The sequence below is a fragment of the Rothia sp. HMSC069C10 genome (assembly GCF_001812205.1).
GTDB lineage: Bacteria > Actinomycetota > Actinomycetes > Actinomycetales > Micrococcaceae > Rothia > Rothia mucilaginosa.
Genome location: NZ_KV808297.1, coordinates 526,684 through 539,758 on the forward strand (window position 1 = coordinate 526,684; position 13,075 = coordinate 539,758).

The following is a 13,075-nucleotide window of genomic DNA, read 5'->3' on the forward strand; positions in this document are numbered from 1 at the left end:
TATTAGGCTCCCTTCACAGCGGTACGAACCAGAACAACGCCGCCCTTGGGACCGGGGATTGCGCCCTTGATCAGCAGGACATTGTTCTCTGCGTCCACACCCTGGATAGTCAGGTTCAAGGTAGTGTGACGTGCTGCGCCCATACGGCCAGCCATGCGCATACCCTTGAACACGCGTGCGGGGTAGGATGCGCCACCGATGGAACCGGGCTTACGGTGGTTCTTGTGCTGACCGTGAGACGCGCCAACACCCTTGAAGCCGTGACGCTTCATAACACCTGCGAAGCCCTTACCCTTGGTCTTACCAACGACGTCGACCTTCTGGCCTGCTTCGAAGAGCTCAACGGTCAGTTCCTGACCGAGGGAATACTCAGAAGCATCTGCGGTACGCAGCTCGACGATGTGGCGACGGGGGGTAACACCGGCCTTCTCGAAGTGACCAGCCAGGGGCTTGGTAACCTTGCGAGAGTCGATTGCACCGAAACCGATCTGAACAGCTTCGTAGCCGTCAGTTTCCTGGTTACGGATCTGGGTAACAACGTTAGAATCAGCCTTGACGACGGTGACAGGCACGAACTTGCCGTCCTCGTCCCAGACCTGGGTCATGCCGAGCTTGGTGCCCAGCAGGCCCTTCACCTGGCGCTCGAATTTGTTAGTCATTAGATGCGATCCTCTACAGCTTGATCTCGATGTTTACGTCTGCCGGCAGGTCGAGACGCATGAGGGCATCAACAGCCTTGGGGGTCGGATCAACAACGTCGATCAGACGCTTGTGCGTACGCATCTCGAAGTGCTCGCGGCTGTCCTTGTACTTGTGGGGAGAACGGATAACACAGTAAACGTTCTTCTCGGTCGGCAGCGGCACGGGGCCAACTACAGTTGCGCCTGCGCCCTTTACCGTTTCGACGATTTTCCGTGCCGAAGAATCGATGACCTCGTGGTCATAGGACTTCAGACGGATGCGGATTTTCTGTCCCGCCATCTGTCGGACTCTCTTTCTTGATGTATTCCCTGTATCGGAGCTTTTGCCCCTTTGTTATAGCGCTTAAGGAACGCGATATATTCATCACGTGCGCCACTCAGAACGGACTGAATCCGGCTTTGCCGGGTTCCTCACCCCGCCTGAGTACCGACCCCCGAACTCGGGCGTGTCGCCTATTTTCTAGACAGACTCATCCTGTCATCCTTCGGACCGGGTCATACGTGGGCCTACCTTTAGTGCAGGTAGACGCTTTGACAACGTCGTCAATTCTCTCAGAGATAGAGCTCTTACGCAATACAAACACGAGTTAAGTGCTTAAGAACACTTAACTGCCTCTGTCAATCTGAGGATACTCCCGCGATGTAACTCTCAGGGAGCTTTCAATCTATTTTCAGTAAGTTCCATGCGCTTTATTGCTCGTAATAAAGCTTTTAGGTCTAAAGACTCTCGTATCGTAGAAGTATCACTACAGCCTAAGGAGAAACCATGTCTCAGCCGACACAACCTCATCAGGCATCCTCTAGCTCTCACTCTTCATCTCAGAGCCCTCAGTATGTTCAGCCGCAAGGTCTCGGCTTGTACGTTCCCCCGTCCCTGTCGGGTCCGTATCCTCAGCCTCCTGCGCAGCGACGCCGAGTCAACGAGGATATCTTCCTCAATATTGTTCTGTACATTGGTTCGCTCCTGCTCATTGGTGCTGCGGGCCTTTTTGTCACCTCGGTGACTTCTTCTCAGGATGAAACGGCTATCTTCCGTGTCCTCGCAATGGCGCTTGGAGCAATTGTCTTCTACGGAGCCGGTCTGCTCACCTACCGTTTCGTAGAGCGCCTGCGTATTGCCTCCTACTCTTTTGCAGCAACGGGTCTTGCATTTATTCCTCTGACCGGCGTTGCTATCTATGTCCTCAAGATTTGGACTGAAGGACGCTACATCTGGCTCCTCACGTCTCTGGTTGGCACTGCAGCCATTGTTGGAGCCTGCGCCCTCATGCGTAATCGTGTGATGGCGTACCTGCTGATTTCGTTCATCGTTTCGGACTCGCTGGCAGCTACAAAGGTGTCGGCTCTGCCTTTCGTTTGGTATTTCGTTTCTCTGACTGCCGTTGCCACTGTTCTGGGTTTGGTTCTGCACTTTGCCCCGAATGCGGCCCCGAAGGGCATCCGGGAAGGTCTTGTTGATTCTTCCCGCATTTTTGTTCCGGCTACTGCCATCGCTATTTTCTTCTTCACCAACGATCTGAGCTACACGGATGCGGGTATTGCGTTTGCAGTCATGTCTGTGCATGCCATTCTTTTCACGTGGCTGAACGGCACGGCAGATTACTACGCCCAGGCACGCATCTACCCAATTGCGTCTATTCTCTCCTTCATCATGGACTCGGATCACGGCCCGTGGTTCCCCAGTATCTTCTTCGTCTCTGTTCTGGTTGTTAACCTGATTTCTGCCTACGTATTTATTCCTCGTCTGCAGAAGACTATTGCTGGTTCCGCTCCTGCTGCCGCTGAACAGTCCGAGCAGGTGCAAAGCACCCCGGCTATCCCCTGGGCGAAGGAAGCTCTTCACCAACCCGCTCGCAAGATAGAGTGGTTGCCGGCAATTGACGCATGCGTCGGCGTATTCTTCTCCTTCTTTGCTCTCCTTGATGCCTTCTACACTGCTCACGTCGCTGATAGCGTTACCTACGCAACGCGCTGGAGCACTTTCCTTCCCTATGCAGAGGGTAATCAAGGTGTCTTCCCCGCGCCCTGGGTTATTGGTGTCCTCTGCATTGTCAGTTTCTTGCTGTACCGCAAGGCAATTCAGCCTCTGGTGCTCATGAGTTTTGTAGCGCTCATCCCGGTCATTGGCATGTATGCTTCCCCTGGCAACCAGGGAACGTTCTACCTCTTCTTTGCCGCGGCTGTAGTCATCTATCTGGTCACTGCTAAGGCTCCCGAGGCACGTACTGCTGGAGCGGTACTGAGCAACATCGGTTATGCCATTGGTATGATTCAGCTCTTCCTCGCTCTCATTCCTGAGATGCAGACTTCTGAGTCACTTTTGATGTTTGCGTTGGTCTGCGCCGCTATTGCGCTACTGACTTTTGTCCTCTCTCAGGGCGTTGCAGCGCAGAACGCAAGCTACCGTCTTGTAGAGATGTCGACGTACCTCTTCTTGGGCGTTTTTGCTCTCTTCGTGGGGTACGTAGCTAACCATGCTGATGGCGGAGCACATGGCCGATTCTGGGTTGGTTTCCCTCTCTTCTCGGGTGCCGTCCTCTTCTTGAGCGTCCTGAGCGCTCTTATTCTGGCCCGCGCGCTACGACTTTCGGATGTTGGTTCCTTCCGCTCCACGCTTGTCATGTTTGTCCGTATCGCGTTCTACGCGACTCTGCTTATCGCGACGATTGGCTCGCGACACTACCTGCTGTACGACTTGCAGAAGGAGTACATTGCTGTAGCATTGCCGGCGCTCCTGACCGTCGTTTATGGTGCGCTTGGTTTCTTTATGCCGGTTGGCTCTTCGATTCGTTCGGAGCTACTCACCGTTGCGCGGTTCCCCATCTGCTGGTCGGTCATTCTGCTCGCGATCACCGGCAATATGAAGGAATCGCTCGTAGACTTCCTCGTACTTGCGCTGCTGGCGGTTCAGGCTCTGTGCAGCGTGCTACTCTACGCGTACTCCAAGCGAAACTACGAAGCATACGCGGCGGCGATTTTCTTCACGCTCGGTTCTGTCCTGAGCGCAGGCCGTTTCATTGGCGATTTTGATAATCTTCTGTTCGCGGTAGCAACTCCTGCTATCTTCATCTCTGTATGGGTGCTTGCCCTTATCTTCAGGGTCTCCCGCATGCAGATTGGTGCCTCCATCAGCATCACGACTTTCTGCATCGGTGCTCTGTGGAATCTCTTCAACACGAGGGAAAGCACAATGGAGATGACTCTTCTGGGCTACTACGCTCTGATTGCCGTCATCATCCTGTTCGTTCTGAAGGTCACGCTCCCGGTTGAGGTCTTCGGTGTGAGGGCAAATGTTCGTCCTCGCATCGCTGTTCCGGCCGGTAATACGATGGTTGATTTGCCGATGCACGGCCCGCTGGGTGCCCCCTACGCGCGTTTCATGTCTCGCCGTCCCCTGAGCCAGGGTATCTATGCACCGGTCAATACGCTGCTGATGATTCCCGCTCTGGCGGTGCTGGGATTCTACACCTTCGTTGGGTTGGTTTTTGAGCCCAGGCAGGTGGAGCTCAACGCACTTCTCTGGGGTCTGGGTGCTCTGTCCTTCGTATCTGTCACCAAGGCGAAGAACCTGCCGATTGTCTGCACCACGGCGTTCAGCCTCTTCATCGCCCGTCTGGTCATTGATTACTCGAAGTCCAACCCCCTGAGCGTCATTCTTGAGGTTGCTCTCCTGATTCTGCTGGCTGTTGTGGCAGCCAAGGTTCTCAAGAACTTCATCGCAAAGAGGCCTGTAGATACGCAGGTATCGGATTCTCCTCTGTACTGGGCTTTGGGTCTGCAGGTGTTCCTCACCCTGGTAACGTGGGCAGTTCCCGCTGATGGTCCGGATATCGTGGTGTTGGTACTCGGTATTGCCCTGACTCTCCTGAGCGCTCTGCTGCTCGACCGAGTCTGGACCTATATCGCAACTGCTCTGGTCACCCTCGACCTGGCAATTTTGCTCAACGGTCTGAACCCGCTGACCCTGCTAATCATCTCGATTTTGCTTATTGCCGGCGTTATCTGGCGTCTGCTGGCGCGACAGAATAAGCAGGATGTGGTAGCTCCGCACCAGGGTTCTGAGCAGCTCGAGGACTTCCCGCCGTCTCAGAATCAGCCGGGTATGTACCCTCAGAGCAATGTCCAGATGCAGCAGCCCCCGGCTCCTCAGCAAGGCTACGAGCCTCGTCATGAGGAAAACATCTAGCTATCAGCACGTATAGGTTCTATTCCTACGGCATTCTGTAGTAGGATTACCTATGTCCCTTCCGAGGGGCAGTCATTCGAATTGCGGTTCCCAGCCTTCGGGCTGGGAACCGTTTTTCTTTGTCCGAAGATTTTATATTCCTATCTGCAGGGTCTTTAGACGCTCCCCCGCCGTAAGCCGGTCCGCATGACCCAGCTTCTGTCTCCGAGCCAGCAGATCTCTGAACGGAGTAGGCAGTCGTTCCTCTGCTCCCCTGCCCCAGGGCTTTCCACATCCAGCTTCTTTCCATATCCAGGAGTTCAGAATCTACGGCTAGAGGGTACGGATATGTCATACCGCCGCCGGGGAGGGTGTTCCCTGCCGTTACAGATTCACCGTAAACTCCACTATCAGCCACGCATACCCCCTCAGAAGCCTTGAGCGGCTACTAGGACGAACTGATAACGCTCAGAGCGGTTTCGTACAGTCCAGCAGATAATGCCGTTCTCTCCTTTGCCAGAGCCTTCAGCAACCCGCAAAAGGGCATAACAAAAGGACCCCCGCAGATGCGGGGGTCCTTGAGTATCGCTACCTGATGGAGAGTCTCCCCTCCGGCAGATTTTTAGCGAATTGTCGTAAATTTACGGCAATTACTTGATGATCTTGGTAACGCGACCCGAACCAACGGTGCGGCCACCCTCACGGATAGCGAAGCCGAGGCCCTCTTCCATTGCGATGGGCTGGATCAGGGTAACGGTCATCTCGGTGTTGTCACCGGGCATAACCATCTCGGTGCCCTCGGGGAGGGTGATAACGCCGGTCACGTCAGTGGTACGGAAGTAGAACTGAGGACGGTAGTTGGAGTAGAAGGGGTTGTGACGGCCACCCTCATCCTTGGAGAGGATGTAGACGTTTGCCTCGAACTCGGTGTGGGGGGTGATGGAGCCCGGCTCCACGACAACCTGACCACGCTCAACATCGTCACGCTTCAGACCACGCAGCAGCAGACCACAGTTCTCGCCTGCCCATGCTTCGTCGAGCTGCTTGTGGAACATCTCGATACCGGTAACGGTGGTCTTCTGGATCGGACGGATACCGACAATCTCGACCTCGGAGTTGATCTTCAGGGTACCGCGCTCTGCACGACCGGTAACAACGGTGCCACGACCGGTAATGGTGAAGACGTCCTCGATGGGCATGAGGAAGGGCTTGTCCTTCTCACGCACGGGGTCCGGAATGTAGGTGTCGACTGCGTCCATGAGCTCCTCGACCTTAGCAACCCACTCGGGGTCGCCTTCGAGAGCCTTCAGTGCGGAAACGCGAACAACGGGAGCGTTGTCGCCGTCGAACTCCTGCGAGGAGAGGAGGTCACGGACCTCCATCTCGACGAGGTCGAGGAGCTCTTCGTCGTCAACCATGTCTGCCTTGTTCAGTGCAACCAGCAGGGTGGGGACGCCAACCTGGCGAGCGAGCAGAACGTGCTCGCGGGTCTGTGCCATGGGGCCGTCGGTAGCAGCAACCACGAGGATTGCGCCGTCCATCTGAGCCGCACCGGTAATCATGTTCTTGACGTAGTCAGCGTGGCCGGGAGCGTCAACGTGTGCGTAGTGGCGCTTCTCGGTCTGGTACTCGATGTGAGCAATGTTAATGGTAATACCGCGCTGGCGCTCCTCGGGAGCGGAGTCGATCATACCGAAGTCGCGCTTCTCGTTCAGGTCCGGGTACTTGTCAGCCAGAACCTTGGAGATTGCTGCGGTCAGGGTGGTCTTACCGTGGTCAACGTGACCAATGGTACCGACGTTAACGTGAGGCTTGGAGCGCTCGAACTTAGCCTTAGCCAAGAGTGTTCCTCCTAGAACGATTGAAAACATGCACGCGGATCTTCGCTCCGGCGCATCCCGTTATAAAACGGTCTAGCGTCTACAATAGCGGATTACGCCGCAGAGATGAAACTGTTCATGCTCTCAATAATGGATTTAATTGAAAATTTTAGCGTGGGCCACAGGTTTTTAGCCCGTGGCCCACGGGTGAGACGCGAAAATTACTCGCCGCGGCTCTTCTGAATGATCTCGTCAGCGACGTTCTTGGGAACCTCGCCGTAGCTGTCGAATGCCATCGAGAACACTGCACGACCCTGGGTCTTGCCACGCAGGTCGCCAATGTAACCGAACATTTCGGTCAGGGGCACGATAGCCTTGATGATCTTAACGCCGGATGCGTCCTCCATGGAACGAACCTGGCCACGGCGGGAGTTCAGGTCGCCGATAACGTCGCCCATGTACTCCTCGGGGGTACGAACCTCAACGTCCATCAGCGGCTCGAGCAGGACCGGGTTAGCGCGCTTAGCGCCTTCCTTGAAGACCATCGAACCAGCGATCTTGAACGCCATTTCGGAGGAGTCGACGTCGTGGTAAGCACCGTCGATCAGGGTTGCCTTCACGCCCACCATCGGGTAGCCAGCGAGGACACCGAACTTCATAGCGTCCTGGATACCAGCGTCGACCGAGGGGATGTACTCGCGAGGAACGCGGCCACCGGTGACCTTGTCCTCGAACTCGTACAGCTCTTCGCCATCCAGGGGCAGGGGCTCGAAGGAGACCTGCACCTTTGCGAATTGACCGGAACCACCGGTCTGCTTCTTGTGGGTGTAGTCGACCTTCTCGACTGCCTTCTTGATGGTCTCGCGGTAAGCAACCTGAGGCTTACCAACGTTAGCCTCAACCTTGAACTCACGCTTCATACGGTCAACGATGATGTCCAGGTGCAGCTCACCCATACCACCAATTTCGGTCTGACCGGTTTCTTCGTTCAGCGAAACGGTGAAGGTGGGGTCCTCAGCGGAGAGCTTCTGGATAGCGGTGGACATCTTCTCCTGGTCACCCTTGGTCTTGGGCTCGATAGCCACGAAGATCACGGGATCGGGGAAGGTCATCGACTCGAGAACAATCGGGTGTGCGGGGTCGCACAGGGTGTCACCGGTGGTGGTGTCCTTCAGACCGATTGCAGCGTAAATGTGACCTGCGGTGATCTCCTCAACAGGGTTCTCCTTGTTGGAGTGCATCTGGAAGAGCTTACCGATGCGCTCCTTCTTACCCTTGGTGGAGTTCAGAACCTGCTGGCCCTGAGCTGCGGTACCGGAGTACACACGGGTGTAGGTCAGCTGACCATAGAACGGGTGAGCTGCAACCTTGAACGCCAGTGCTGCGAAGGGCTCCTCAGCGGATGCCTTACGGGTCAGCTTCTCTTCCTCGTTGGAGGGGTTGGAGCCGACAACGTCCGGAACGTCCAGCGGGGAGGGCAGGTACTCGATCACAGCGTCCAGCATGGGCTGAACACCGCGGTTCTTGAATGCAGAACCACAGAGAACGGGGAATGCCTCACCGGAGATAACCAGCTGACGGATACCAGCCTTAATCTCGGGGATGGTCAGCTCGCCCTCTTCGAGGTACTTCTCCATGAGCTCTTCGCTAGCCTCAGCAACAGCCTCAACCAGCTCAGCGCGGTACTGTTCAGCCTTCTCAACCAGGTCAGCAGGAATGTCCTGAACCTCGTAAGAGGAGCCCATGGTCACGTCACCCTTGGCGTCGCCGGGCCAGACGTATGCCTTCATTTCGAGCAGGTCAACAACACCGAGGAAGTCGCTCTCAGCGCCGATGGGGAGCTGAACAACCAGCGGGCGTGCGCCCAGGCGGTCGATGATGGTCTGAACGGTGAAGTAGAAGTCAGCACCCATCTTGTCCATCTTGTTGACGAAGCAGATACGGGGGACATCGTACTTGTCAGCCTGGCGCCAAACGGTCTCAGACTGGGGCTCAACACCTTCCTTGCCGTCGAACACAGCAACTGCGCCGTCGAGGACGCGCAGGGAGCGCTCAACCTCAACGGTGAAGTCGACGTGACCGGGGGTGTCGATAATGTTGATCTGGTTGTCCTTCCAGAAGCAGGTGGTTGCTGCGGAGGTAATGGTAATACCTCGCTCCTGCTCCTGAGCCATCCAGTCCATGGTGGAAGCGCCGTCGTGAGTCTCACCAATCTTGTGGTTAATACCGGTGTAGAACAGAATGCGCTCAGTGGTGGTGGTCTTACCGGCGTCGATGTGCGCCATAATACCGATGTTGCGGACCTTGTTAAGGTCGGTGAACACGTCAAGTGCCACGTTATTCTCCCTAAATGAGATACTCCGAAAGCCTGCCGACTCGAATCGACTCGGCAGGCTCTAAACGGAGAATTACCAGCGGTAGTGTGCGAAGGCCTTGTTGGACTCGGCCATCTTGTGAGTGTCCTCGCGACGCTTCACAGCGGCACCGAGACCATTGGATGCATCCAGGATCTCGTTCATCAGACGCTCAGTCATGGTCTTCTCGCGGCGCTGCTTGGAGAAGCCAACGAGCCAGCGAAGAGCCAGAGCGGTGGAACGGCCGGGGCGAACCTCAACCGGAACCTGGTAGGTTGCACCGCCAACGCGGCGGGAGCGAACCTCGAGAGAAGGCTTAATGTTGTCCATAGCCTTCTTCAGGGTTGCGACCGGGTCAGAACCGGTCTTCTTCTCGACACCCTCCAGGGCACCGTAGACGATGCGCTCTGCGACGGACTTCTTGCCGTCCAGCAGAACCTTGTTGATCAGCTGGGTGACCAGAGCGGAACCGTAAACAGGATCGTTTACGAGGGGACGCTTGGGAGCGGGACCCTTACGAGGCATTACTTCTTCTCCTTCTTAGCGCCGTAGCGGGAGCGAGCCTGGCCGCGACCCTTAACACCCTGGGTATCCAGAGCGCCACGAACGATCTTGTAGCGAACACCGGGGAGGTCCTTCACACGACCACCGCGAACGAGCACAATCGAGTGCTCCTGCAGGTTGTGACCCTCACCGGGGATGTATGCGGTAACCTCGACGCCGCCGTTGAGCTTGACACGAGCGACCTTACGCAGTGCCGAGTTCGGCTTCTTCGGGGTGGTGGTGTACACACGGGTGCACACGCCACGCTTCATGGGGTTGCCCTTCAGTGCGGGCGCCTTGGTCTTAACGACCTTGGGAGTCCGGCCCTTGCGGACCAGCTGCTGAATAGTAGGCACGTTTTCTCCGTTGCTTGATCAGGTTTCTCGTTAGAGAAGCCCGTATAAACTTACTGGCCCCCATCACGTTGGATGGGTGCTCTCGGTTATCAGAAACGCTCGGATGCATATCCGGTTGGTTTCTATAGGTTCCTCGACATCTCGGCGAGTTCTCAGGGCTAAAATTCCCCACCATCAGAGGTGAAAAAGTTTTTGGGCACGCTTAAAAATGGCATTTAGGCGTCAGCAAAAAGCAACGCCAAAGGACGGTATCCATACTGCCATTGATTCATCATGCCCGTGCCCTCGGGAAATATCCCGCGTAAACCCACCGGGGGTGGATCCTTGTGCACCGAGCTCAAGTACTTCGGATAAGACTATACAGGTTAAATCCCGCTTAATCTAGCGCCAGAGCGGAGATTCTTTGCTTTTAAGCCCCCATCCAAGGGTAAAAGCTGATGATTTGCCTCACTTAAATTACATTGTTGGGATTCACCCCTCCCTCGCCACCTTCTTGACGCACTTTAAAGCAGAAAGCCGCCAAGAACCATCTCAATGATTCCTGACGGCCTCAACAACTGCGGGAGGCGAGCGCAAAACTGCACCCACCTCCCGCAAGAGAGTATTCAGTTATAGGTTCACCGTAGCGACTGCCGAACTACACCACCTGGAAGACTCGAGTCTGCCCCTCAAACGGGGTAATAGTCTTCGAGTTCTTCTTGGCATTGCCGTAGTAACGGATGCGGTACTGGCCCTTAGGGGTATTTGCCGGAACGTTCCAACGCACCGTCACCTGAGACGCAGACACGCCAATGCGCTTCCACTCAAAGAAGGTGTCCGGGTTGTTATCCGCGGTGTAGTACTTCCAGGTATTACCCACACGACGCTCAATCACGAAGTAGCTACCATCGTGATGCATATTGTTGTTCGGGTGTGCACCCACGAAACGAGCCGACACCTCCTGACGGCCGGCAATAGCATCCTGGGGCTGCTGGGTCACCTGACCGTAGCGCGTACCAAACATCGGAGTGTCGTAGACGACCTTACCCTGCAGGCTAGCTACCGGGCGACGATCATTCGGACGATTACCGATACCCAGAGGGGTGCCGTTCTTCAGGGAAGTTCCAACAACGTTAATAGTCTGGCGGAAGGCACTGGAGGTGTAACGGCCAAAGAGGGTCGCACCGCCTTCGTACTGCTGCGAGTCGTATTCCTCAGGAGTCGTGACGTAGTGGTCGTAGGCATTGGTGTAGCCCTGCAGAATGATGTGCGATTCAGGAACGCCGAAGAGCTTGGCAGCATCCTGGCGGTACTGCACACCTACTGCACCGGTAAACTCGCCGGGCATACCCAGCAGATAGTAGTCACCGAAGCGCATAATCTGCACCGGATACTTTTCCTGAATGATCGTTCCATTTTTTGCAGAGAAGAGAATGCCCTTCGGCTGCTGACAACGCGTCTGCGCCGCACTCGGAGTGAACACCAAAGTACCCAGAATAGAGGGGCGACCCGAGCCTTCCTTATAGACAGCCCAACCGCCGCCGCCATCCTCAGTGGAACCCGCACCGAACGGAGTACCCAGGAAGCCCTGACAGGTGCGCTCATTCTGGCCGCTACCGGTGTACTTGGCATCCACGTTCATACCCGAGAAGTTGAAGTACGAAATGCGCGAATCCAGACCCTTACCAACCGGAGTACCCGAGCTCTTCAGCTGAGAACGCACGGCGTTAGCCTGCTTCTCACCCTGAATCTTCACGTTCTTGAACTGGTCATTGGTCGGCCCCTGGCCGGGCTTCAACCAAGTATTCGGGGAAACGTCACCAGCATTAGCATTCGCAAACGCCGCCACGAAACCATCGCCACTACCGGGAACATTGCGGTCAACACCGTGATCCTGAGTCTCCAGCAGGTACTCCGCATACCCCTTGTTATCGCTCGAAATCAGAGTATTCTTCGAGGTCAAAGACGTCGGATGAATCGCATACCAGTTCAACACCGCACGAGTCTTACCGTTGCGCTCCAGACGCAGAGTCATATTGGTCGGATCGGTACCGCCGGGCAGCTTAGAGCGAATCTCAGGAGAGTCCAGGTTGAACGCCTCGCGAGAACGGTTAACACCGACACCAGTCAGCTTTGAAGAAGAAATCGTCAGGTTACCGGGCGCAAGGTCCTTCGTCGCCTGGCGAATCGCCTTCAGTGACCCATCTACCTGTGCATTAAACGTGTCCTGATGGAAACCCAGAGTTGTAATGTTGTACAGGCTCTGGTGCGTAATACCACCCGGAGTTGCGTGAGTGTGAGTCGCGGTAATCATAATGTTCGACTCGTCATACGCGGAGCCAAACTCTGCACGGATGCGCTTCACCAGTTCATCACGCAACGACTGCCAACTGGTCAGCGTATCAAGCACAACGATGAGGTTGCGCTTACCCGAGGCGCGGTCCACCGCAATGAAAGCACGTGCGTACTGACGAGTATGCACACCGCTACCCTTCTGGGAAGAGTCGCCGTAGCCCATGAAGCCGACTTCACCGGGCTCGCCGGTAATATCCGCCGCACCCGCACCTACCAGGTAGGGGGTAGCGCTAGCGCTCTGAGAAGCAGGGGCTGCGGTTGCAACCTGACCGGCGGGAAGAATTGCGGACGCCGCAATAAGGCATGCTGCACCAATGCGAGCAAGAGAGTGGGTGGGTGCCTTAAAACGCGAAAAAACAGAGGAGCGCTTTTGCTCCCCTGCAGACAAGGAGGAATTCTGTTCAGACATCTGAGGTCGAGATGCTCCGGAAGACAGTCGGGTACCCTGATTCGTCACCCGTCCGGAAGAGAATGGAGTGATATGCATGCTTTCAAGAATAGAACCTAGTCAAAGGGCTTTCCAAGTTGAATTAGCATTATTCAAATATAGAATATTTATTCTTTATATAACCCAAAGAAAAACGAGCAAGTATTCTATATATGGCATTATTAGGGCGAATTACAAGGGGTCTCACAATATTTGACCGCCATCTAATTTCTTGCCCATTCAAGAAATTTTCCCAGTTTGAAAAATCATGCACTCCAATAATTTTTTCATAAATAAATCCGTCCACTAGGCAAAAAATATGCAACCTTCCCCTGAAGGATAAAGAATATTAAAGTACCGGTTAAAAGAAAGTCG

At 55.3% G+C, this 13,075-nt stretch carries 8 protein-coding genes; 1 reads left to right on the plus strand and 7 read right to left on the minus strand.

The genetic code is table 11. The annotated features are described in order from the left end of the window. Positions 1 to 2: 2 nt before the first annotated feature. Together rplC and rpsJ are read right to left on the minus strand one after the other, a co-directional pair. Positions 3 to 659: a 50S ribosomal protein L3 gene (rplC, locus tag HMPREF2842_RS04415; protein WP_005504955.1), complete on the minus strand. Its 657-nt coding sequence runs from the start codon at positions 657 to 659 to the stop codon at positions 3 to 5. 13 nt (positions 660 to 672) lie between these two features. Continuing rightward, the gene (rpsJ, locus tag HMPREF2842_RS04420; RefSeq protein ID WP_004005287.1) at positions 673 to 981 is read right to left on the minus strand and encodes a 30S ribosomal protein S10; all 309 of its coding nucleotides are present in this window, start codon (positions 979 to 981) and stop codon (positions 673 to 675) included. A gap of 576 nt (positions 982 to 1,557) precedes the next feature. On the opposite strand from rpsJ, the gene HMPREF2842_RS04425 reads away from it, so the two are divergent. Next, on the plus strand, positions 1,558 to 4,887 hold the full coding sequence (locus HMPREF2842_RS04425) for a Fe2+/Zn2+ uptake regulation protein (protein WP_246823185.1): 3,330 nt from the start codon (positions 1,558 to 1,560) through the stop codon (positions 4,885 to 4,887). Between the two features lie 629 nt (positions 4,888 to 5,516). On the opposite strand, the gene tuf is transcribed toward HMPREF2842_RS04425, so the two are convergent. From tuf to HMPREF2842_RS04450, 5 genes are all read right to left on the minus strand, one after another. Continuing rightward, a complete protein-coding gene (gene tuf / locus HMPREF2842_RS04430) occupies positions 5,517 to 6,707 on the minus strand; it encodes an elongation factor Tu (RefSeq protein WP_005508397.1) in 1,191 nt (396 codons plus the stop codon). A gap of 200 nt (positions 6,708 to 6,907) precedes the next feature. After that, complete coding sequence (fusA, locus tag HMPREF2842_RS04435; protein ID WP_049347282.1) at positions 6,908 to 9,022, minus strand: elongation factor G; 2,115 nt, start codon at positions 9,020 to 9,022, stop codon at positions 6,908 to 6,910. Between the two features lie 72 nt (positions 9,023 to 9,094). Next, a complete protein-coding gene (gene rpsG, locus HMPREF2842_RS04440) occupies positions 9,095 to 9,565 on the minus strand; it encodes a 30S ribosomal protein S7 (RefSeq protein WP_005504941.1) in 471 nt (156 codons plus the stop codon). Next, positions 9,565 to 9,939: a 30S ribosomal protein S12 gene (rpsL, locus tag HMPREF2842_RS04445; RefSeq protein ID WP_005504939.1), complete on the minus strand. Its 375-nt coding sequence runs from the start codon at positions 9,937 to 9,939 to the stop codon at positions 9,565 to 9,567. Before rpsL ends, rpsG begins: the two co-directional genes overlap by 1 nt. 637 nt (positions 9,940 to 10,576) lie before the next feature. Further along, positions 10,577 to 12,682, minus strand: coding sequence for a neutral/alkaline non-lysosomal ceramidase N-terminal domain-containing protein (locus HMPREF2842_RS04450; RefSeq protein ID WP_083308720.1), 2,106 nt, complete (start codon positions 12,680 to 12,682; stop codon positions 10,577 to 10,579). Between the last annotated feature and the right edge of the window lie 393 nt (positions 12,683 to 13,075).